Below are 20,794 nucleotides of genomic sequence, written 5' to 3' on the forward strand. Positions count from 1 at the left end.
TGACATGGGCGCCTCAACCGACACGATCAGTGTCCTGCTGGTCGACGACCACACGCTGTTCCGCAGCGGCGTGCGATCGTTGCTGCAGCGCAACCCCCGTTTCACCGTGGTCGGCGAGGCCTCGGACGGCGTGGATGGGGTCAAGCGGGCCATGCAGCTCAAGCCGGACGTCATCCTGCTCGACCTCCACATGCCCGGCATGACCGGCGTCGAAACCCTGCAGCTGATCCTGCAGGGCTGGCCGGAGGCCGCGGTCATCATGCTGACCGTGTCCGAGGAAGGAGAAGACCTCGCCAGCGCGCTGCAGGCCGGCGCGCGCGGCTACCTGATCAAGAATATCGACGCCGACTACCTGGTCCGCGCGATCGAGCGCGCCGCAGCCGGCGAATCGGTGCTGGCGGAATCGATGGCGGCGAAGCTGGTCGCCCAGCTGCAGAAGCAGCGCGAACCCAAGGCGCCCGCCCCGCCGTCGGAACTCGACAAGCTGACCCCGCGCGAGCGCGAGATCCTGGCCTGCCTGGCGCGTGGCGAAAGCAACAAGCTGATTGCACGCGTGCTCGACCTGGCCGAAAGCACGGTCAAGATCCACGTCCAGAACATCCTCAAGAAGCTCGGCCTGTCCAGCCGGGTCCAGGCCGCCGTGTTTGCCGTCGAGCAGGGTCTGACCAGCGGTCCCGAGCGGTAGGCGTCAGGCGGATCGCAGCGCCAGCAGCGCGGTCCTGGCTTCGTCGTAGGCGCGCGTCAGGTCCGCCAGCTGCTCCACGGCGCCGTCAAAGGTCTGTCCCTTGCCCATCAGTTCGAGGTTGGTGCACGGCAGCCGCATGCGGTTGGCGCCGACGAAGGCGATGCTCGAGCGCAGGTAGTGCGCGGTCGAGGCCAGCAGCTGGCCGTCCTGCTCGCGCACCGCGTGGGCGAGCTTGTGCAGCAGCTGCGGCACTTCGCCGACGAAGGACGCGATCACTTCGTCCAGCAGCGAGGCCTCGTCGTCGATCGCGCGCAGCTGCTCGATGCGGGCCGGATCGAGCAACTCCTCGTCGCGCCTGCGCGCAGCCACGTGCGCCGCGGCGGCGGCCAGCGCCGTTTCCAGCACCTCCAGTTCGATCGGCTTCGGCACGTAGTCGTTCATGCCCGCATCCAGGCAGCGTTCGCGGTCGCCCGGCATGGCGTTCGCGGTCATGGCAATGATCCAGGGCGCGTTCGCGCCGCGAAAACGTTGGCGCAGCCGGCGCGTGGCTTCCAGCCCGTCCATTTCCGGCATCTGCATGTCCATCAGGATGACCTGGTAGTCCTGGCGCTCGAGCGCCTCGACGGCTTCCAGGCCGTTGGCGACCACGTCGGCGCGGTAGCCGAGGTGGCGCAGCAGCTGGCGGATCACCTTCTGGTTGATCGTATTGTCTTCTGCGACCAGGATGCTCAGGGGCCCGCGCGGCGCGGCCGCCTCCTTCGTCGCGGGCAGCGCACGGGGCGCCACCTTGCGCTCGCCCAGCACCTGCTGCAGGGCCTCGAGCAGCGCCGCCGGCTTGATCGGCTTGTTTAGCCAGGCCGAGAACGCGCCCATCTCGCCGGCCTTGCGCTGGCGCTGGCCCACCGAGGTCAGCAGCACCAGCGGCAGCGCCTCGCGGTCGCGGTGCTTGCGCAGCTCGGCCGCCAGGCGGGCGCCGTCCATGTCGGGCATCTGCATGTCGAGCACGGCGACATCGAAGGGATGGCCGTCGCGCACCAGGTCGATGGCCTCGACCGCCGAGGCCGCGGCCAGCGGTTCCATTCCCCACAGCAGGGCCTGCTTCATCAGGATGCGGCGGTTGGTGGCGTTGTCGTCGACGATCAGAATACGCCGCCCGCGCACCGTGGCCGCGCGATCGCGCAGCACGTTCTCGGCCAGTTGCTCGTCGAAGGCGTCGGCCAGCACCATGAGCGTGAAGGTCGAGCCGCGCCCGACCTCGCTCTCGAGCGTGAGGCTGCCGCCCATCATCTCGGCCAGGCGCCGGCTGATGGTCAGGCCCAGGCCGGTGCCGCCGTACTTGCGGGTGGTCGAGGCATCGACCTGGGTGAAGGACGAGAACACGTCCTCCTGCCGGTGCGGCGGGATGCCGATGCCGGTGTCCCGTACCGCGAAGGCCAGCCGGTAGCCGCCGCCCTCCTGCGCCTCCGCCGACACCGTGACCACGACCTCGCCGTGGTGGGTGAACTTGATCGCATTCGACAGCAGGTTGACCAGCACCTGGCGCAGCCGGGTGGCGTCGGCAAGGATGGTGGCCGGCACGCCCGGCTCGATCATGTAGGCCAGGTCCAGGTTCTTTTCGCTGGCGCTGGTGGCCAGCAGGTCGAGCGCCTCCTCGACGCAGCGTCGCACTTCGAAGGCATGGCGTTCCAGATCGAGGCGCCCGACCTCCAGCTTGGAATAGTCGAGCAGGTCGTTGATGATGGCCAGCAGCGACTCGCCGCTGGCGCGGATGGTTTCCGTGTAGTCGCGCTGCTCGTCGTCGATGCCGGTGTGCAGGAGCAGGCTGGTCATGCCGATCACGGCGTTCAGCGGCGTACGGATTTCATGGCTCATGTTGGCCAGGAACATGCTCTTGGCCTGCATCGCCGCTTCCGCCTTTTCCTTGGCCAGTTCGAGTTCGCGCTCGTAGGACTTGCGCTCCGAAATGTCCTGCAGGATCGCGGTGAGGATCCGCCTGCCGCCGGCCGCAGACTTCGAGATCGTGGCCTCGGCCGGGAACTCGGTGCCGTCCTTGCGCAGCGCATAGATGGTGCCGCGCTCGCCCATGCGCCTGGCGGTGCGCTGGCCATGCTCGAACGACGCCATGCGCTCGTCGTGGCCGGGGCGGAAGCGCGCCGGCAGCAGCAGCGCCAGGTCCTTGCCGATCGCCTCGGCGGCGCTCCAGCCGAACACCCGCTCCGCGCCCTGGTTGAAGAAGATGATGCGGTGCTGCTCGTCGGTGCACACGACCGCGTTCTCGGCGATGTCAATGATGCTGCTCAGCTGTTCCGGGCTCAGGGGGTGGTGCATGCGCTCAGGTCCGTACGAAGGTGAAGAGCCGCCATCCTACGCCTTTGTGACTAGGCTCGCTAGCCCATCCGTTGGCCCTGTCTAGGTCTATTGCCCTCTCGAAAACACTCCTCCGGCCAATAGTTGGGCGCGCGGGCCATGCGTAAGCTTGCATCTATCGAGAAGTGCATTCCACGGAGGAAAAAATGAGCACCGATAGAAGACCGATTGCGGTCCTGGTCAGCAGTACGTTCGCGTTCACGATCTGTTTCGCGATCTGGATGATGTTCGCGGTCCTGGGCATTCCAATCAAGGCCAAGCTGGGCCTGAACGAGACCGAATTCGGCCTGCTGGTCGCCACCCCGGTCCTGAGCGGCGCGCTGGTGCGGGTCCCGCTCGGCATCTGGACCGACCGCTTCGGCGGGCGCATCGTGTTCTTCGCGCTGATGCTGGCCTGCGCCCTGCCCATCTGGCTGATCAGCTACGCCACCGCGTACTGGCATTTCCTGGTACTGGGCCTGTTCGTCGGCCTGGCCGGCGGCTCGTTCTCGGTCGGCACCCCGTATGTCGCGCGCTGGTTCGGCAAGGAGCGCCGCGGTTTCGCGATGGGCGTATTCGGCGCCGGCAACTCGGGCTCGGCCCTGACCAAGTTCGTGGCGCCCGCGATCATTGCCGCCGCCGGCTGGCAGGCGCTGCCCAAGGTGTACTCGCTTGTGATGGTCGCCACCGCCCTGCTGTTCTGGTTCGGTTCGTATTCCGACCCGTCGCACAAGGCGCCATCGGGCGAAAGCTTCGCCCGGCAGATGCGGGTGCTGAAGGATCCACGCGTGTGGCGCTACTGCCAGTACTACTCGGTAGTGTTCGGCGGCTACGTGGCGCTGGCCTTGTGGATGACCAAGTACTACGTCGGCGAGTATGGCTTCGACCTCAAGCTGGCCGCCCTGCTGGCCGCCTGCTTCTCGCTGCCCGGCGGCGTGCTGCGCGCGCTCGGCGGCTGGATCGCGGACAAATACGGCGCCTACAAGGTGACCTGGGCCGTCATGTGGGTGTGCTGGGTCTGCTTTTTCATCCTGTCCTATCCGCAGACCACGATGAGCGTCAAGACCGTGGGCGGCGCGATGGACATGCACATCGGCCTCGGTCCGGTCGCCTTCACCGCTCTGCTGTTCGTGGTCGGCGTCGCGATGGCAATCGGCAAGGCCTCGGTGTTCCGCTTCATCGCCGATGATTTCAGCGACAACATCGGCGCCGTCTCGGGCGTGGTCGGCCTGGCCGGCGGCCTGGGCGGCTTCATCCTGCCGATCATGTTCGGCGCCATCGTCGACCTGACCGGCATCCGCTCCAGCTCCTTCATGCTGCTGTACGGCACCGTCTGCGTCTCGCTGGTCTGGATGCATTTCTCGTTCAAGCCCGGCCGCAGCACGCCTGCCGCCGGCAACGCCGCCCCGGCCGCGCCGCTGCGCAAGGCCGCTTGACCCCACCCGATACGACAACCAACCCTCACACAGGAGAAATCGTGAGCAAATACATGATATCGACCTGGGAACCCGAAGTTCCCGGTTTCTGGCAAAGCCGCGGCAAGCCGACCGCCAACCGCAACCTCTGGATCTCGATCCCGGCCCTGATGCTGGCCTTCGCCATCTGGATGGTGTGGAGCGTGGTCGTGGTCAATCTGCCGAGCATCGGCTTCAAGTACAGCACCAACCAGCTGTTCTGGCTGGCGGCGGTGCCGGGACTGTCCGGCGCCACCCTGCGCATCTTCTATTCCTTCATGGTGCCGATCTTCGGCGGCCGCAAGTGGACCGCCATCTCGACCGCCTCGCTGCTGGTCCCGGCGCTGGGCATCGGCTTTGCCGTGCAGGATCCGCACACCAGCTACCCGACCATGCTGGTGCTGTCCCTGCTGTGCGGCTTCGGCGGCGGCAACTTCGCCTCCTCGATGGCCAACATCAGCTTCTTCTACCCGAAGGCCCAGAAAGGCTACGCCCTCGGCATGAACGCCGGCCTTGGCAACCTCGGTGTGTCGGCCGTGCAGTTCGTGGTGCCACTGGTGATCACCGCGGCCGTGTTCGGCGGCGAGCCGCAGACCTGGGTCAAGGCGGCCCAGACCAAGCAGGTCTGGCTGCAGAACGCCGGCTTCGTCTGGGTGCCCTTCATTATCATGTCGACGCTGGCCGCCTGGTTCGGCATGAACGACCTGGCCTCGGCCAAGGCCTCGTTCGCCGAGCAGGCCGTGATCTTCAAGCGCAAGCATAACTGGCTGATGTGCTGGCTCTACGTCGGCACCTTCGGCTCCTTCATCGGTTATTCGGCGGCCTTCCCGCTGCTGACCAGCACCCTGTTCCCGCAGGTGAATCCGCTGCAGTACGCCTTCGTCGGCCCGCTGGTCAGCGCCCTGGCGCGCGTGGCCGGCGGTTATGTCTCCGACAAGCTGGGCGGCGCCCGTGTAACCGTCTGGACCTTCGCCGCGATGATCGCGGCCGTGCTGGGCGTGCTGCATTTCCTGCCGCATGCAGGGAACCCGGGCAGCTTCATGGGCTTCTTCGGCATGTTCCTGCTGCTGTTCGCCTGCACCGGGGTCGGCAATGCCTCGACCTTCCGCATGATCCCGGTCATCTTCATGACCCTGCACCAGCGCGCCGCCAGCAAGCAGCCGGAAGCCGTGAAGGCCCAGGCCGTCGTCAACGCCAACAAGGAAGCCGCCGCCGTGCTGGGCTTCACCTCGGCGATCGCCGCCTACGGCGCCTTCTTCATCCCCAAGAGCTACGGCACCTCGATCGCCCTGACCGGCAGCGCCGACGCCGCGCTGTGGTGCTTCATCGGCTTCTACGTCAGCTGCATCGCCGTGACCTGGTGGTTCTACGCCCGCAAGGGTGCGGACATGCCCTGCTGACGGCCTGACCAGTCGCCCGGAGCACACGGCCGCCGCCAGGGCAACCTGCGGCGGCCGTCGTGTTTCAGGCGCCACGTAGTTCCAAAGGACTAGTCGGACTACTCCCTAATCCGCCGCGCGACCGCCTTCTTACGAATATTCAATACCTCTGCCCAACCGTAGACTGTCCTCAGTCAATTGGAGGAATCATGAGTCACTTTCTGGACCGACTGAAATTTTTCGGCAGCCCCAAGCAAACCTTCTCGAACGGCCACGGCGAAGTGGTCAACGAAGACCGCACCTGGGAAAAAGCTTATCGCCAGCGCTGGCAGCACGATAAGATCGTGCGCTCGACCCACGGCGTGAACTGCACCGGCTCGTGCAGCTGGAAGGTCTACGTCAAGAACGGCTTGATCACCTGGGAAACCCAGCAGACCGACTACCCGCGCACCCGCCCCGACCTGCCCAACCACGAGCCACGCGGCTGCCCGCGCGGCGCCAGCTACTCCTGGTACGTGTACTCGGCCCAGCGCGTCAAGCATCCGATGGTGCGCGGCCGCCTGATGCAGATGTGGCGCGAGGCGCGCCTCACCCGCGATCCGGTCGGCGCCTGGGAATACATCAGCCAGGACCCGGTGCGCGCCGCCAGCTACAAGTCGATCCGCGGCCAGGGCGGCTTCGTGCGCGCCAAGTGGGACGAAGTCAACGAGATCATCGCCGCCGCCAACGCCTATACCATCGACAAGTTCGGCCCGGACCGCATCATCGGCTTCTCGCCGATTCCCGCGATGTCCATGGTCAGCTACGCCGCCGGTACCCGCTACCTGAGCCTGATCGGCGGCGTCGCCATGAGCTTCTACGACTGGTACTGCGACCTGCCGCCGGCCAGCCCGCAGGTATGGGGCGAGCAGACCGACGTGCCCGAATCGGCCGACTGGTACAACTCGACCTACCTGATGGTGTGGGGCTCGAACGTCCCGATGACCCGTACCCCGGACGCCCACTTCTACACCGAAGTGCGCTACAAGGGTACCAAGACGGTGGCGGTGTCCTCCGACTTCGGCGAAATGGCCAAGTTCGGCGACATCTGGCTGGCGCCCAAGCAGGGCACCGACGCCGCGCTGGCGATGGCCATGGGCCACGTCATCATGAAAGAATTCCATGCGACCGGCAAGTCGGCCTATTTCCGCGACTACGCCAAGCAGTACACCGACTTCCCGATGCTGGTGATGCTCAAGGAACGCGACGGCACCCTGGTGCCGGACTACTTCCTGCGCGCCTCGCACCTCGCCAACCACCTGGACGAGAGCAACAACCCGGAATGGAAGACCCTGGTCATCGACCAGGCCAGCGGCCGGATCGTCGCCCCGAGCGGCTCGATCGGCTTCCGCTGGGGTGAGTCGGGCAAGTGGAACCTGGAGCAGAAGGAAGGCTCCAGCCGCGAGGACATCGACCCGCAGCTGTCGCTGATCGGCGCCAACGACGCCAACGACGCCATCGTGCCGGTGGGCTTCCCCTACTTCGGCGGCAAGGACGCCGACGACCTGCTGCTGCGTAACGTGCCCGTCAAGAAAATCGAACTGGCCGACGGCAGCACCGCCCTCGTCACCACCGTGTTCGACCTGTCGATGGCCAACTACGGCGTCGACCGCGGCATCTGCCCGAACGCGGCGAAGAGCTACGAGGACGACGTCCCCTATACCCCGGCATGGCAGGTCAAGCACACCGGCGTCAAGGCTGCCGACGTGATCACGGTGGCGCGCGAGTTCGCCGACAACGCCGACCGCACCCGCGGCAAGTCGATGGTGATCGTCGGCGCGGCGCTGAACCACTGGTACCACATGGACATGACCTACCGCGGCATCATCAACATGCTGATGATGTGCGGCTGCATCGGCCAGAGCGGCGGCGGCTGGGCTCACTACGTCGGCCAGGAAAAGCTGCGCCCGCAGACCGGCTGGACACCGCTCGCCTTCGCGCAGGACTGGAACCGTCCGATGCGCCAGATGAATTCGACCTCCTTCTTCTACGCCCACACCAGCCAGTGGCGCCACGAGAAGCTGCACACCGCCGAGATCCTGTGCCCGACCGCCGACGGCAAGCTGGAAGAAATGGCGCTGATCGACTACAACGCCAAGGCCGAGCGCATGGGCTGGCTGCCGTCGGCGCCGCAGCTGGAAACCAACCCGGTGGAAGTGGTGCGCGCCGCGGAAAGCGCCGGCCAGGACCCGGTGCAGTATGCCGTCAGCCAGATCAAGGACGGCAAGCTGAACTTCTCCTGCGACGATCCGGACAATCCCGCCAATTTCCCGCGCAATATGTTCGTGTGGCGCTCCAACATCCTGGGCAGCTCGGGCAAGGGCCACGAGTACTTCCTGAAGTACCTGCTCGGCACCCAGAACGCCCTGATGAGCGACGAGGACGATTGCATCAAGCCGCGCGACATCAAGGTGCGCCCGGCCGCCGAAGGCAAGCTGGACCTGCTGGTGGTGCTCGACTTCCGCATGTCGACCACCTGCCTGTACGGCGACATCGTGCTGCCGACCGCCACCTGGTACGAGAAGGACGACCTGAACACCTCCGACATGCACCCCTTCATCCACCCGCTGTCCGAAGCCGTGCAGCCACTGTGGGAATCGAAGTCGGACTGGGAAATCTACAAGGGCATCGCCGCCAAGTTCTCCGAGATCGGCGGCCAGCACCTGGGCACCCGCAAGGACCTGGTCCTGACCCCGCTGCTGCACGATACCCCGGGTGAACTGGGCCAGCCCTTCGACCCGAAAGACTGGCGCCTGGGCGAGTGCGATCCGGTGCCGGGCAAGACCATGCCGAGCATGACCGTGATCGAGCGCGACTACCGCCAGATCCACAAGAAATTCACCTCGATCGGTCCGCTGCTCGAGAACGTCGGCAACGGCGGCAAGGGCATCGCCTGGAAGACCGGGCATGAGGTCGACGTTCTGCGCGGCATCAACCGCACCGTGCTGGAAGAAGGCGTGTCCAAGGGCCAGCCGCGCCTCGACACCGCGATCGACGCGGCCGAGATGATCCTGACGCTGGCGCCCGAGACCAATGGCCACGTGGCAGTGAAAGCCTGGGATGCGCTGTCGAAGATCACCGGCCGCGATCACACCCACCTGGCGATCCCGCGCGAGCACGACAGCATCCGCTTCCGCGACGTGCAGGCGCAACCGCGCAAGATCATCTCCTCGCCTACCTGGTCGGGCCTGGAAAGCGAGGAAGTCAGCTACAACGCCTGCTACACCAACGTGCACGAGCTGATTCCGTTCCGCACCCTGACCGGCCGCCAGCAGTTCTACCAGGACCATCTGTGGATGCGCGACTTCGGCGAGGGACTGTGCGTGTACAAGGCGGCCATCAATACCAAGACCACCGAGGCGATCATGAACCGCCGTCCGAACGGTAACAAGGAGCTGGCGCTGAACTTCATCACGCCGCACCAGAAATGGGGCATCCACTCGACCTACTCGGACAACATGCGCATGCTGACCTTGTCGCGCGGCGGCCCGCACGTGTGGCTGTCGGAGATCGACGCCAAGGCCGCAGGCATCGAGGACAACGACTGGATCGAGGTCTTCAACGTCAACGGTACCCTGACCGCCCGCGCGGTCGTCAGCCAGCGCGTCCCGGAAGGCATGACGCTGATGTACCACGCCCAGGAAAAGATCGTCAACGTGCCGGGCGCCGAGATGTCGAAGAAGCGCGGCGGCATCCACAACTCGGTGACCCGCGCGGTGACCAAGCCGACCCACATGATCGGCGGCTATGCCCAGCTGGCCTACGGCTTCAACTACTACGGCACGGTGGGCTCGAACCGCGACGAATTCGTGGTGGTGCGCAAGATGCGCGACGTGGACTGGATGGAAGGCGCCCGCGACGAATCCCGTCCGAACAGCGACGAGATCACGCGCGGCCCGGCCCCCGCGTCGACGAAACCGGCACCGAAGAAGGTACGCGAGGACGAGCGCGAACCCGCGCTGGCGAGCATGCCGGCACCGAAGAACGCCTGATGCGGCGCGTGAAGAATTAGCGAGGAATTGAAATGAAAATCAGAGCACAAATCGGCATGGTCCTGAACCTGGACAAATGCATCGGCTGCCACACCTGCTCGGTGACCTGCAAGAACGTCTGGACCAGCCGCGACGGCGTCGAGTACGCCTGGTTCAACAACGTCGAGACCAAGCCGGGCGTCGGCTACCCGAAGGAATGGGAGAACCAGGACAAGTGGAACGGCGGCTGGAAACGCAAGGCCGACGGCAGGATCGAGCCGCGCCAGGGCAGCCGCCTGAAGATCCTGGCGAACATCTTCGCCAACCCGAACCTGCCGGCCATCGACGAGTACTACGAGCCCTTCACCTACGATTACGAGCGCCTGCAGAATGCGCCGCTGTCGGAAACGCCGCCGACCGCGCGCCCGGTGTCGATCCTGACCGGCAAGAAGATGGACAAGATCGAGTGGGGCCCGAACTGGGAGGACGACCTGGGCGGCGAATTCGCCAAGCGCAGCAAGGACAAGCTGTTCGACAACGTGCAGAAAGAGATGTACTCGACCTTCGAGAACACCTTCATGATGTACCTGCCGCGCCTGTGCGAGCATTGCCTGAACCCCGCCTGCGTCGCGTCCTGCCCGTCCGGCTCGGTGTACAAGCGCGAAGACGACGGCATCGTGCTGATCGACCAGGACAAATGCCGCGGCTGGCGCATGTGCATCTCCGGCTGCCCGTACAAGAAAATCTATTACAACTGGTCTTCGGGCAAGGCCGAGAAGTGCACCTTCTGCTACCCGCGCATCGAAGCGGGCCAGCCGACGGTGTGCTCGGAAACCTGCGTGGGCCGCATCCGCTACCTGGGCGTGCTGCTGTACGACGCCGACAGGATCGAGGCCGCCGCCTCGGTCCCGAACGAGCAGGACCTGTACGAAGCGCAGCTCGACCTGTTCCTCGACCCGCACGATCCGAAAGTGATCGAAGAGGCCCGCCGCCAGGGCATTCCGGACTCCTGGCTGGAATCGGCCAAGCGCTCGCCGGTGTACAAGATGGCGGTCGAATGGAAGATCGCCTTCCCGCTGCACCCGGAATACCGCACGCTGCCGATGGTGTGGTACATCCCGCCGCTGTCGCCGATCCAGGCCGCGGCCGAATCGGGCAAGATGGGCATGAACGGCATCCTGCCGGACACGAAGAGCCTGCGCATTCCGGTGCGCTACCTGGCCAACCTGCTCACCGCGGGCAAGGAAGAACCGGTGGTGCACGCGCTGGACCGCATGCTGGCGATGCGCGCCTACATGCGCGCCAAGTCGGTGGACAGCGTCGAGGACCTCGAAGTGCTCGACGAGGTCGGCCTGACCAAACCGGTGGTCGAGGACATGTACCACATCATGGCGATCGCGAACTACGAAGACCGCTTCGTGATCCCCAGCAGCCACAAGGAAATGGCCGAGGACAGCTTCAACGAAAAGGGTTCGTGCGGCTTCTCCTTCGGTAACGGCTGCTCGGACGGCGTCAGCGACGCCTCGCTGTTCGGCAAGAAGAAGCAGGGTTCGACCTTCTTCGTCTCGATGCCGAAGTCGCGCAAGAAGAAAGAAACGGAAGGAGCCTGACATGCAAACTGACATGCAACACTACCGGATCATGTCGGCGCTGCTGACCTACCCCGAGCCGGAACTGCTGGCCGCCCTGCCCGAGCTGCAGGTGGCGCTCGCCGGACAGCCGCAGATCCAGGCGCGCCTGGCGCCGCTGTTCGCGCACCTGGCGGACAGCGAACTGATCGCGCTGCAGCAGGAATACGTGCAGACCTTCGACCGCACGCCGACCCATTCGCTGCACCTGTTCGAACACATCCACGGCGAGTCGCGCGACCGCGGCCAGGCCATGGTCGACCTGATGGAAGAATACAAGAAGCACGGCCTGGAGATGACGGGCGACGAACTGCCCGACTTCGTGCCGCTGTTCCTCGAATTCCTGTCGCAGCTCGGCGGCGAGGAAGCCGCCGGCCGCCTGCTGGGCGACGCGGTGCACGTGCTGGCCCATATCGGCAGGAAGCTGGCCGCCAACGGCAGCCTGTATGCCCATGTGTTCGCGGTGCTGGAAAGCCTGTCGCCGGTAGCGGCCGAAGCGCTCAGCGAACCGCCCATCAAGGACATGGACGAAGCGCTCGAAACCTTCGGACCGGGCGCCGACGGTGTCGAACCCCTGCTCAAGCCGAATGCCAACGGCACGCAGCCGATCAATTTCTACCCCCGCGGCACGCGTCCGGCGCAGCCGGCCCGCGCCTGAGCGGACCAGGAGACCATCATGAATTACCTGCATCAGTTCTTATTCGGGATCTATCCCTACATCGCCCTGGCGGTCTTCCTGCTCGGCAGCCTGATCCGCTTCGACCGCGAGCAGTACACCTGGCGTTCGGAATCGACCCAGGTGCTACACCGCGGCAACCTGCGCCTCGGCAGCATCCTGTTCCACATCGGGATCATCGGCCTGCTGGGCGGCCACGCCGTCGGCCTGCTGACTCCGGTGTGGGTCTGGGACACCCTGGGCGTCAGCCACGGCGCCAAGCAGATCTTCGCCATGGCCGCCGGCGGCCTGATGGGCAGCCTGTGCCTGATCGGCATCCTGCTGCTGCTGGCGCGCCGCCTCGGCAACGAGCGCCTGCGCGCCGCCACCACGCTGAAGGACAAGGTCGTGCTGCTGTGGATCCTCGGCACCCTGCTGCTGGGCCTGTCGTCGATCTTTGTCTCTGCCGGCCACCTCGACGGCCACATGATGGTCCTGCTGATGAGCTGGGCGCAGCACATCGTCACCCTCCGCGGCGACGCCGCCGGCTTCATCGTCGATGCGCCGCTGGTGTTCAAGCTGCACCTGTTCATGGGAATGTCGCTGTTCGTGATCTTCCCGTTCACCCGCCTGGTGCACGTCTGGAGCGGCTTCGGCGCCGTGACTTACCTGGGCCGCGCCTTCCAGCTGGTCCGTCCGCGCTGATCGAACGCGCTACAAGGAGATCGTCATGGGTATCACCGTCAATGGCGTCGACATCGACGACGCCCTGATCGAACAGGAACTGCCGCATCACCAGGGCGCCGCCAACCCGCTCAAGCAGTCGGTGCACGAAATCGTGCTGCGCACCGTGCTGTTGCAGGAGGCCGCACGCCTGGGCGTGCAGGGCGAGGACGACGACGCGCGCATCGAAGCGCTGATCGCGCAGGAGGTCAAGGTGCCGGAAGCGGACCTGGCGGCCTGCCTGACCTATTACCGCAACCACCCGCGCCAGTTCACCCGCGGCGAACTGGTCGAGGCCCGCCACATCCTGTTCCAGGTCACGCCCAGCGTGCCGCTGGAGCTGGTGCGCGACACCGCCGAGCAGGTGCTGGCGGCCATCCAGGCCGAGCCGGGACGCTTCGGCGAACTGGCCGCGCAGTACTCGAACTGTTCGTCCGGCGCGCTCGGCGGCAGCCTGGGCCAGCTGGCCCGCGGCGCCTGCGTACCGGAGTTCGACGATGTGCTGTTCCGGCTCGGCGCCGGGGAGCTGGCCAACAAGCTGGTGGAAACCCGCTTCGGCCTGCACATCGTGGAAGTGGTGCGCCGCATCGACGGCGTGCTGCAGCCTTTCGAGGCGGTCAGGTCGCAGATTGCCGATTATCTGGCCACCGCGGCCTGGCAGCGCGGCGTGCACCAGTACCTGCAGATACTGGTCGGGCGCGCGCATATTGAAGGCGTCACGCTCGAGGGTAGCCAGTCGCCGCTGGTGCAATAGAGATCATGGAAACCTCTCCATCTCCAGGCCTGCTGGCGGATCCGCTCAACCTGCGCAACAGGAAGCTGGTTGCCGCCAAGGTGCTGGTCGACATCTTGCGCCGGTTTCCGGCGACGCGCCGGATCTCACCGATCGAGCTGCCGATCGGCGATGTCGCCAGGCTATTGCATGCGGCAGTGGGTGGGGCAGCGCTGGAGACCTCTCCCGAGCAGTCTGGCAGCAGTACCGAGGGCATCGGCGTCTACGTCGCCCTTGCCTGCGGCACGTATCGCTACGACCGCTGCACGCGCCTGCTGTCCATGGTGTCGCCACTGGACATCCGCGTGCAATTGTCGGCGCTGGATCAGCTGCCGCTGGCACCGCTGAACCTGCTCTATGTCGCCTGTACCGCGCAGGGGGGCTGCCTGCGCGCGGAAGATACGACGGTGCTGTCGGCGCTGAACACGGCGGCCCTGTGCGAGCACGTGGACCGCTTCTGCAAGATGCAGGGGCTGGTCGCGGCCGCGCGGGGATGGCTGGCGAGGAACCTGCTTTCCGCAAGTGTCGGCATGGCCGGCGGCGAATACCTGCTGCTGGCGCAATCCATCGGCCGTCCGCAGGGCGTGCCGGGGCGCAGCGCGTGACTAGAGACTGGAAAAATAGTGCTCGGGGCCCGGACGCGGGCGCGCCGGCGCGACCGCGTCGGCACTCCCAAAGCCGATGAAGCAGATGGCCTGCTCGTGCGCGCCAAGCGCCAGCAGCCTGCGCAGTGCTGACGCCTGCATGCCGGCGCCGCTGGCCAGCCCGCTGGCGAAACAGCGCGCCTGCGCCGCGACCAGCATGTTCTGGATCGCACAGCCAAGCGACACCAGCTTCTCTTCGCGCGGCACGTTTGCGGCGGGATCGTCCACGAGGATGGCCACGACCAGGCAGGGTGCATGGAAGGCTTTCGCATGGGCCGCGGCGCGCGCCTCGTCGCCGCAGGCCGGGTCGCGCACCACCAGCGCATCGACGAAAGCAGCCCCCAGCCCGGCACGCTGGTGCGGCGGAACCAGGATGAAGCGCCAGGGGTGCAGCCGGCCGTGATCCGGCGCATGCGCGGCCGCCTCGGCGATGGCATGCAGCGTCTCGGAATCCGGCCCGGGCGCTTGCAGCCGCCGCAGGGAAACATGGCGGCGCGCAGACAGGTGGTGCTGGAGATCGGGGTACATGGCGGGATCGCGGGAATGTGGAATGCCGACAGGATGACGCTACCGGCGCAGGCAGGGAATATGCCGGAAGAACTAGCGGCACTACGCCGTCATGCCGACGGCGCCTGCGGCGTTCGCTGACTACAATGCATGCTCAGCTTATCTACTCCCATTGAGCATGCAACTCCAACTGCGCTATTTTGCCGGCCTGCGCGAAGTGCTGGGCCTCTCCGCCGAGCAGGTCACCCTTCCCGCTACCTGCAGCTGCGTGCAGGACATTCTCGCGGCCCTGCGCCTGCGCGGCGGCATCTGGGCCGAGGCCCTTGCCGACGGCGCGGCCTTCCGGATCGCGGTCGACCAGCGCATGGCCGATGCATCCAGCCCCGTGCGCTCCGGCGCCGAAGTGGCCTTCTTCCCACCGGTCACCGGAGGCTGAGGTGGCGGTACGGGTGCAATACGAGGACTTCGACCTCTCCACAGAACTGGTGCGCCTGCGTGCCGGCCATCCGGACGCCGGTGCCACGGTCGCCTTCGTGGGCACGGTCAGGGAAATGAACGAAGGCCGGCAAGTCTCGCTCATGGAACTCGAGCATTACCCCGGCATGACCGAAGCCGCGCTTGAGGATATTGTGGCGCAAGCCCACCAGCGCTGGGCACTGGTCGACGTGCTGGTCGTGCACCGTGTCGGCCCGCTGCGCGGCTGCGAACAGATCGTGCTGGCGGCCGTGGCCGCGCGCCACCGCAGCGAAGCCTTCGCTGCCTGCGAATTCGTGATGGATTACCTGAAGACCCGCGCACCGTTCTGGAAGAAGGAAAGCACCGCGCAGGGCGACCGCTGGGTGGATGCGCGCGAATCGGACGAAGCGGCGCTGTCCAGGTGGGCCGCAGCGGCGCCGGATCGCGCGCTTTCTGTATCTTGTGGCCCATGATGCCGTTCCGTCCGTATCTCGCGCTGGCGCTTGCCGCCCTGTTCGCGCCTTATGCGCATGCGGGCGAGGTGCGGGCCGCCGTTGCCGCCAACTTTGCCGCGCCGATGCAGCGCATCGCCGCCGAATTCGAAAAGGATACTCGCCACAAAGCCATTATGGCGTTCGGCGCGACTGGCGCCTTCCAGACCCAGATTGCCAACGGCGCGCCGTTCGACGTACTGGTGGCGGCCGATGAAGCGACGCCGGCCAGGCTCGAAGCCCTCCAGCTCTCCGTACCGGGAACCCGCCTCACGTACGCGACCGGCAGGCTGGTCGTGTGGTCCTCACGTCCCGGCGTGGTCGACGGCCAGGGCCGGGTCTTGAGCGAGGGGCGTTTTTCCCATCTCGCGATCGCCAGTCCGAAGCTGGCGCCCTACGGCGCCGCCGCGATGGAGGCAATCGCGAACCTGAAGCTGGGCAGGTCCTTGCAGCCAAAGCTGGTCCAGGGCGCGAACATCGCCCAGGCTTACCAGTTCGTCGCCACAGGAAACGCCGAGCTCGGGTTCGTCGCGCTTTCCCAGGTCTGGCACGATGGCCGCCTCATCGGCGGTTCGGGCTGGATCGTGCCGGCCAGCTTCCATGCGCCGATCCGCCAGGACGCGATGCTGCTTGCCCCGGGCGCCGCCAACCCTGCAGCCCGCGCGCTCATGGATTACCTGAAATCGCGCAAGGCAGTCGACATCATCCGTTCCTACGGCTACGAGCGCTGAGACATGGAACACGTGATCAATCGCGCATCGCTGTGGAATGCAGGCATTTCAGCGGATCTTGCCGCAGTCTGGCTCACACTCAGGCTGGCCAGCGTCGTCACCCTCTTGCTCCTGCTGGTCGCCACGCCGCTGGCCTGGTGGCTGGCGCGTACAGCATCGCGATGCAAGCCGGCAATCGGCGCCATCGTCGCACTACCGATCGTCCTGCCGCCCAGCGTTCTGGGTTTCTACCTGCTGCTCGGCATGGGTCCGGCGGGCCCGCTCGGACGCTTGTGCGCGCTGCTCAACCTGGCACCGCTGCCCTTTACCTTCAATGGGCTGGTACTGGCGTCGGTCGTGTATTCGCTGCCATTTACCGTCCAGCCGCTGCAGAACGCGTTCGAGGCGATCGGCGAGCGTCCGCTCGAAGCAGCGGCGACTCTGGGCGCCAACGCCTGGGACCGGTTCTGGTCGGTGGCGGTGCCGCTCGCCCGCCCGGGTTTCGTATCCGGGGCCCTGTTGGGCTTCGCGCATACCGTCGGTGAATTCGGCGTGGTGCTGATGATAGGCGGGAATATCCCGGACCGGACGCGCGTGGTCTCGGTCCAGCTCTACGACCACGTCGAAGCGATGGAATATACCCAGGCGCACTGGCTGGCGGGCGGCATGCTCGCGTTCAGCTTCGTGGTCCTGTTCGCGCTGTACACCCTGTATCCGCCGTCGATCCGCGGGCGGTGCTGATGGCGGGCCTGCGCGTCGCGTTCAAACTGGACCGCCGACCGGGCGCAAGCGGCCGCAGCGCCGGCTTCGCCATGGAACTCGATCTCGACCTGCCAAGGAAAGGCGTCACCGCCCTGTTCGGTCATTCCGGGTCGGGAAAGACCACCTGCCTGCGCGTGATCGCAGGACTGGAAAGGGTTGCCGGCGCCTACGTGGCCTTCGGCGACGAAGTCTGGCAGGACGATGCGCACCGTGTGTTCCTGCCGGTGCACCGGCGTGGGCTTGGCTATGTGTTCCAGGAAGCCAGCCTGTTCACCCACCTGTCGGTACGCGGGAACCTCGAATTCGGCCTGAAGCGCGTCGCCGCCTGGGAGCGCCGTTTCGAGCTGGCGCCGGTCGCCGATGTACTCGGCATCAGCGGACTACTTGACCGCTCTCCAGCCGCACTGTCCGGCGGCGAGCGCCAGCGGGTCGCGGTTGCGCGCGCCCTGCTGGCATCGCCGCGCCTCCTGCTGATGGACGAACCGTTGGCTGCCCTCGACTTCCGTCGTAAGCAGGAAATCCTCCCGTATCTCGAACGGCTGCACGACATTTTCGCGATTCCGATCCTCTACGTGAGCCATTCACCTGAAGAGGTGGCGCGCCTGGCCGATCACCTCGTGCTGCTGGACGAAGGCAAGGTGGCCGCCAGTGGGCCGCTGAGCGAAGCGATGGCGCGCGCGGACCTGCCGCCCGCTTTCGCACGCGACGCCGGCGTCGTTCTCGACACGGTCGTCGCCGGACATGAAGCAGACGCATTGTCACGTCTCGGCTTCGCAGGGGGACACCTGCTGGTCGGGCGACGTCCGGAACCGGTCGGCACCCGCATGCGCTGTCGCATCCTGGCGCGCGATGTCAGCCTGGCAACCGAACGACCGCAAGGCAGCAGTATCATCAACCTGCTGCCTGCCAAGGTGACCGCCATCACGGCTGCCGACAGCCCTGGCCAGGTGCTGGTGCAGCTGATCGTCGGTTCGACACCTCTGCTCGCGCGGATCACGATGCGCTCGCTCCGCGAACTCGACATTGTGCCTGGAAAGGATCTTTGGGCACAGATAAAAGGTACGACTCTTACAGAAGAGCCTCGTCCGAAATAGTGCGGAATGCGTAGGCCCTCTAACCCGTCGTGCCGACAGCGGCGAAGGACGGGCACCTCTACAATTCCTTTCATGGACTATTTACTGCTGAAACATTTCCACATGAGCTGCGCAGCACTGTCGGGCAGCTTTTTTTTGCTGCGGGGAGCTTGGATGCTGACGGGCTCGCCAATGCTGACGCGGCGATGGGTGAAGACGTTGCCGCACCTCGTCGACACGCTACTCCTTGTGTCGGCCCTGGGCTTGGTCGGCTGGTCGCACCAGTACCCGGGACGGTTCCCCTGGCTGACGGCGAAAGTTCTTGCGCTCGTGGCCTATATTGTGCTCGGCTCGGTGGCCCTGAAATACGGGCCGAGCCTGTGGCTCCGTGCTGTTGCCCTACTGGCGGCGCTGGGGGTCTTCGCCTACATCGTGTCCGTCGCCATGACCAGGAATCCTTTCCCTTTCGTGGCGTCCTAGCCGGCAGCGCGGGCGAACCAGTGCGTATGAACCAGGGACCACGCTTTCATGCGGAAGATAAGGCGCGGTCCGAGCGATCGAATCAAGTTCATTAACAGGACCGTTGCTGCGAATACGCCAGGCCTCCCGAGCGCGTGATACGGGATGGCGCACGTCCAGTCATGGCGGTCCCTGGCACCCGGCGCCGCTGGAGCCTGGCCAGAACGGCTGTTCGTCCTGTGGTATGAGCATGCCGCCTACCTGGCCTATACGGAGCTGAAACCCGTCTGGACGTTTAACGATGGTCGCCATGGCCCGCGCATCGTGTACCTTACAGAGCGTCATAGAGTTGATCTACGTCGCGGGTCGTCTGCGCAAAACGGGGATCTAGACGGCCAGTTGGCCGTCAACGCGTGTGGTGCACCACAAATTCCATGTGGTGTCCAAACGAGCTGAACAGGGAGTGAAACGCTGTCCTACTGGGAGAATTTGGAGGCGAGGACGGGAGTCGAACCCGTCTAGACGGCTTTGCAGGCCGCTGCATAACCGCTTTGCTACCTCGCCCGAGGAGACTTGACGATGCTGACCTGGCGGGTTATCTACCACATCAACACGGGAAGCGAAGAACTTCCCTGAATTCTGGAGCGGGAGAAGAGTCTCGAACTCTCGACCTCAACCTTGGCAAGGTTGCGCTCTACCAACTGAGCTACTCCCGCTTAGGAGTTCATCACATCATGCGTAAAACACTGGAGCGGGAGAAGAGTCTCGAACTCTCGACCTCAACCTTGGCAAGGTTGCGCTCTACCAACTGAGCTACTCCCGCTTAGGAGTTCATCACATCATGCGTAAAACACTGGAGCGGGAGAAGAGTCTCGAACTCTCGACCTCAACCTTGGCAAGGTTGCGCTCTACCAACTGAGCTACTCCCGCTTAGGAGTTCATCACATCATGCGTAAAACACTGGAGCGGGAGAAGAGTCTCGAACTCTCGACCTCAACCTTGGCAAGGTTGCGCTCTACCAACTGAGCTACTCCCGCATGGAGTCTTACTATTTACTACGCCACCAGCAGTACTGGAGCGGGAGAAGAGTCTCGAACTCTCGACCTCAACCTTGGCAAGGTTGCGCTCTACCAACTGAGCTACTCCCGCGTCGCTGGAACTTGCGATTATAACTTATTGCATCTATCACTAGCAAACTTTGGAGCGGGAGAAGAGTCTCGAACTCTCGACCTCAACCTTGGCAAGGTTGCGCTCTACCAACTGAGCTACTCCCGCTTCGTTTCGTTTGCTGCAATGTCTCGCAACAGGCAGGCATTATAGAGATGCTGAGCACTGTGTCAAGGATGGCTCAGTAGAAATCTTACAGCGCGCCCGATTTTTCCTTGATCAGCGGCCAGGCGCGGCGCAGATAATAGAACATCGACCAGACCGTCAGTACGCCGGCGATCCACAACAGCACCTCCCCCGCGATGTGCATGTCGAGCACGGTGAAGATCGGATCGTGGAACAGCAGCATCGGGATTGCGACCATCTGCACCGCGGTCTTGATCTTGCCGAGCGAGCTGACGGCCACCGACTTGCGGGCGCCGATCTCGGCCATCCACTCGCGCAGCGCCGAGATGGTGATCTCGCGACCGACGATGATGAAGGCGATGACGGCGTTGACCCGTCCCAGTTGTACCAGCACCAGCAGCGCGCCGGCGACCATCAGCTTGTCCGCGACCGGGTCGAGGAAGGCGCCGAAGGCCGAGGTCTGGTTCCAGCGCCGCGCCAGGTAGCCGTCGAACCAGTCGGTGACGGCGGCAACGATGAAGACGATGGTCGCGGCCATGTTCTGGTCGCTGACGTGCAGCCAGTGTTCGGGAAGATAGTAGACGCCAACGACCAGGGGAATCAGTGCGACGCGTAACCAGGTCAGGAGAATCGGGATGTTAAAAGGCATAAAACTCAGTCGGTGAGATGGCGCCGCTAGTCTACATGGCTCTTGCATTTTGAACCAGTTGAACTCAGCAGAACCACCGTCGTTCCCGCGAAGGCGGG

18 protein-coding genes and 7 tRNA genes are annotated in these 20,794 nt (G+C 65.2%); 15 read left to right on the top strand and 10 right to left on the bottom strand.

Annotation, left to right across the window (positions count from 1 at the left end; all coding sequences use genetic code 11):
• Positions 1-4: 4 nt before the first annotated feature.
• Entirely contained in the window at positions 5-685 is a 681-nt protein-coding gene (locus LQV39_RS06185; protein ID WP_230021390.1) for a response regulator, read from the top strand.
• Between the two features lie 3 nt (positions 686-688).
• On the opposite strand, the gene LQV39_RS06190 is transcribed toward LQV39_RS06185, so the two are convergent.
• The gene (locus tag LQV39_RS06190; RefSeq protein ID WP_230021398.1) at positions 689-3,013 is read right to left on the bottom strand and encodes a response regulator; all 2,325 of its coding nucleotides are present in this window, start codon (positions 3,011-3,013) and stop codon (positions 689-691) included.
• 185 nt (positions 3,014-3,198) lie between these two features.
• Between LQV39_RS06190 and LQV39_RS06195 the strand changes: the two genes are divergently transcribed.
• The 8 genes from LQV39_RS06195 (at position 3,199) to LQV39_RS06230 (ending at position 14,257) form a co-directional block, all read left to right on the top strand.
• Entirely contained in the window at positions 3,199-4,467 is a 1,269-nt protein-coding gene (locus tag LQV39_RS06195) for a nitrate/nitrite transporter (protein WP_230021406.1), read from the top strand.
• A gap of 53 nt (positions 4,468-4,520) precedes the next feature.
• Positions 4,521-5,885 carry a NarK family nitrate/nitrite MFS transporter gene (locus LQV39_RS06200; RefSeq protein ID WP_230022241.1) on the top strand — a complete coding sequence of 455 codons (1,365 nt, stop codon included), beginning with the start codon at positions 4,521-4,523 and terminating at the stop codon, positions 5,883-5,885.
• 188 nt (positions 5,886-6,073) lie between these two features.
• The gene (locus tag LQV39_RS06205; RefSeq protein WP_290368555.1) at positions 6,074-9,895 is read left to right on the top strand and encodes a nitrate reductase subunit alpha; all 3,822 of its coding nucleotides are present in this window, start codon (positions 6,074-6,076) and stop codon (positions 9,893-9,895) included.
• Positions 9,896-9,927: 32 nt separating this feature from the next.
• Complete coding sequence (gene narH / locus LQV39_RS06210) at positions 9,928-11,484, top strand: nitrate reductase subunit beta (protein WP_230021412.1); 1,557 nt, start codon at positions 9,928-9,930, stop codon at positions 11,482-11,484.
• Between the two features lie 13 nt (positions 11,485-11,497).
• A complete protein-coding gene (narJ, locus tag LQV39_RS06215; protein ID WP_230022247.1) occupies positions 11,498-12,160 on the top strand; it encodes a nitrate reductase molybdenum cofactor assembly chaperone in 663 nt (220 codons plus the stop codon).
• A gap of 18 nt (positions 12,161-12,178) precedes the next feature.
• Positions 12,179-12,862 carry a respiratory nitrate reductase subunit gamma gene (gene narI, locus LQV39_RS06220; protein ID WP_230021421.1) on the top strand — a complete coding sequence of 228 codons (684 nt, stop codon included), beginning with the start codon at positions 12,179-12,181 and terminating at the stop codon, positions 12,860-12,862.
• A 25-nt stretch (positions 12,863-12,887) separates the two neighbouring features.
• Positions 12,888-13,634 (top strand): peptidylprolyl isomerase, encoded by a 747-nt coding sequence (locus LQV39_RS06225; RefSeq protein WP_230021429.1) that lies wholly within the window; start codon positions 12,888-12,890, stop codon positions 13,632-13,634.
• A 5-nt stretch (positions 13,635-13,639) separates the two neighbouring features.
• On the top strand, positions 13,640-14,257 hold the full coding sequence (locus tag LQV39_RS06230) for a hypothetical protein (protein WP_230021431.1): 618 nt from the start codon (positions 13,640-13,642) through the stop codon (positions 14,255-14,257).
• Here LQV39_RS06230 and LQV39_RS06235 read toward each other — a convergent pair whose 3' ends face one another.
• A complete protein-coding gene (locus LQV39_RS06235; protein ID WP_230021437.1) occupies positions 14,258-14,824 on the bottom strand; it encodes a nitroreductase family protein in 567 nt (188 codons plus the stop codon).
• Positions 14,825-14,981: 157 nt separating this feature from the next.
• On the opposite strand from LQV39_RS06235, the gene moaD reads away from it, so the two are divergent.
• From moaD to LQV39_RS06265, 6 genes are all read left to right on the top strand, one after another.
• Positions 14,982-15,239: a molybdopterin converting factor subunit 1 gene (gene moaD, locus LQV39_RS06240; RefSeq protein ID WP_230021449.1), complete on the top strand. Its 258-nt coding sequence runs from the start codon at positions 14,982-14,984 to the stop codon at positions 15,237-15,239.
• Position 15,240: 1 nt separating this feature from the next.
• Positions 15,241-15,732, top strand: a complete 492-nt coding sequence (gene moaE / locus LQV39_RS06245) for a molybdopterin synthase catalytic subunit MoaE (protein WP_230021459.1) — start codon at positions 15,241-15,243, stop codon at positions 15,730-15,732.
• The gene (gene modA, locus LQV39_RS06250; protein ID WP_230021466.1) at positions 15,732-16,481 is read left to right on the top strand and encodes a molybdate ABC transporter substrate-binding protein; all 750 of its coding nucleotides are present in this window, start codon (positions 15,732-15,734) and stop codon (positions 16,479-16,481) included. Before moaE ends, modA begins: the two co-directional genes overlap by 1 nt.
• A 3-nt stretch (positions 16,482-16,484) precedes the next feature.
• Entirely contained in the window at positions 16,485-17,201 is a 717-nt protein-coding gene (gene modB, locus LQV39_RS06255; protein WP_230021484.1) for a molybdate ABC transporter permease subunit, read from the top strand.
• Entirely contained in the window at positions 17,201-18,316 is a 1,116-nt protein-coding gene (modC, locus tag LQV39_RS06260; RefSeq protein ID WP_230021494.1) for a molybdenum ABC transporter ATP-binding protein, read from the top strand. Before modB ends, modC begins: the two co-directional genes overlap by 1 nt.
• A 72-nt stretch (positions 18,317-18,388) precedes the next feature.
• Entirely contained in the window at positions 18,389-18,775 is a 387-nt protein-coding gene (locus tag LQV39_RS06265; protein WP_230021497.1) for a SirB2 family protein, read from the top strand.
• 469 nt (positions 18,776-19,244) lie between these two features.
• Here the strand turns inward: LQV39_RS06265 and LQV39_RS06270 are convergent.
• The 8 genes from LQV39_RS06270 to pgsA all read right to left on the bottom strand — a co-directional run bounded on the left by LQV39_RS06270 (position 19,245) and on the right by pgsA (position 20,696).
• Positions 19,245-19,318: transfer RNA gene (locus tag LQV39_RS06270), tRNA-Cys, on the bottom strand.
• Positions 19,319-19,394: 76 nt separating this feature from the next.
• Positions 19,395-19,470 (bottom strand) — tRNA-Gly (locus LQV39_RS06275).
• A gap of 31 nt (positions 19,471-19,501) precedes the next feature.
• A tRNA-Gly gene (locus LQV39_RS06280) sits at positions 19,502-19,577 on the bottom strand.
• Positions 19,578-19,608: 31 nt separating this feature from the next.
• A tRNA-Gly gene (locus tag LQV39_RS06285) sits at positions 19,609-19,684 on the bottom strand.
• A 31-nt stretch (positions 19,685-19,715) separates the two neighbouring features.
• Positions 19,716-19,791: transfer RNA gene (locus LQV39_RS06290), tRNA-Gly, on the bottom strand.
• A 36-nt stretch (positions 19,792-19,827) separates the two neighbouring features.
• A tRNA-Gly gene (locus LQV39_RS06295) sits at positions 19,828-19,903 on the bottom strand.
• Between the two features lie 50 nt (positions 19,904-19,953).
• Positions 19,954-20,029: transfer RNA gene (locus tag LQV39_RS06300), tRNA-Gly, on the bottom strand.
• Between the two features lie 85 nt (positions 20,030-20,114).
• Entirely contained in the window at positions 20,115-20,696 is a 582-nt protein-coding gene (gene pgsA / locus LQV39_RS06305; RefSeq protein WP_230021500.1) for a CDP-diacylglycerol--glycerol-3-phosphate 3-phosphatidyltransferase, read from the bottom strand.
• Positions 20,697-20,794 lie beyond the last annotated feature (98 nt).

This window comes from Massilia sp. Bi118 (assembly GCF_918697865.1).
Lineage (GTDB): Bacteria > Pseudomonadota > Gammaproteobacteria > Burkholderiales > Burkholderiaceae_D > Telluria.

What these genes read in the sequence shown, in the direction of transcription:
- LQV39_RS06185 (WP_230021390.1), top strand. Translation starts at nt 5, where the DNA reads ATGGGCGCCTCAACCGACACGATCAGTGTCCTGCTGGTCGACGACCAC.
- LQV39_RS06190 (WP_230021398.1), bottom strand. Translation starts at nt 3,013, where the DNA reads ATGCACCACCCCCTGAGCCCGGAACAGCTGAGCAGCATCATTGACATC.
- LQV39_RS06195 (WP_230021406.1), top strand. Translation starts at nt 3,199, where the DNA reads ATGAGCACCGATAGAAGACCGATTGCGGTCCTGGTCAGCAGTACGTTC.
- LQV39_RS06200 (WP_230022241.1), top strand. Translation starts at nt 4,521, where the DNA reads ATGATATCGACCTGGGAACCCGAAGTTCCCGGTTTCTGGCAAAGCCGC.
- LQV39_RS06205 (WP_290368555.1), top strand. Translation starts at nt 6,074, where the DNA reads ATGAGTCACTTTCTGGACCGACTGAAATTTTTCGGCAGCCCCAAGCAA.
- narH (WP_230021412.1), top strand. Translation starts at nt 9,928, where the DNA reads ATGAAAATCAGAGCACAAATCGGCATGGTCCTGAACCTGGACAAATGC.
- narJ (WP_230022247.1), top strand. Translation starts at nt 11,498, where the DNA reads ATGCAACACTACCGGATCATGTCGGCGCTGCTGACCTACCCCGAGCCG.
- narI (WP_230021421.1), top strand. Translation starts at nt 12,179, where the DNA reads ATGAATTACCTGCATCAGTTCTTATTCGGGATCTATCCCTACATCGCC.
- LQV39_RS06225 (WP_230021429.1), top strand. Translation starts at nt 12,888, where the DNA reads ATGGGTATCACCGTCAATGGCGTCGACATCGACGACGCCCTGATCGAA.
- LQV39_RS06230 (WP_230021431.1), top strand. Translation starts at nt 13,640, where the DNA reads ATGGAAACCTCTCCATCTCCAGGCCTGCTGGCGGATCCGCTCAACCTG.
- LQV39_RS06235 (WP_230021437.1), bottom strand. Translation starts at nt 14,824, where the DNA reads ATGTACCCCGATCTCCAGCACCACCTGTCTGCGCGCCGCCATGTTTCC.
- moaD (WP_230021449.1), top strand. Translation starts at nt 14,982, where the DNA reads ATGCAACTCCAACTGCGCTATTTTGCCGGCCTGCGCGAAGTGCTGGGC.
- modA (WP_230021466.1), top strand. Translation starts at nt 15,732, where the DNA reads ATGCCGTTCCGTCCGTATCTCGCGCTGGCGCTTGCCGCCCTGTTCGCG.
- modB (WP_230021484.1), top strand. Translation starts at nt 16,485, where the DNA reads ATGGAACACGTGATCAATCGCGCATCGCTGTGGAATGCAGGCATTTCA.
- modC (WP_230021494.1), top strand. Translation starts at nt 17,201, where the DNA reads ATGGCGGGCCTGCGCGTCGCGTTCAAACTGGACCGCCGACCGGGCGCA.
- LQV39_RS06265 (WP_230021497.1), top strand. Translation starts at nt 18,389, where the DNA reads ATGGACTATTTACTGCTGAAACATTTCCACATGAGCTGCGCAGCACTG.
- pgsA (WP_230021500.1), bottom strand. Translation starts at nt 20,696, where the DNA reads ATGCCTTTTAACATCCCGATTCTCCTGACCTGGTTACGCGTCGCACTG.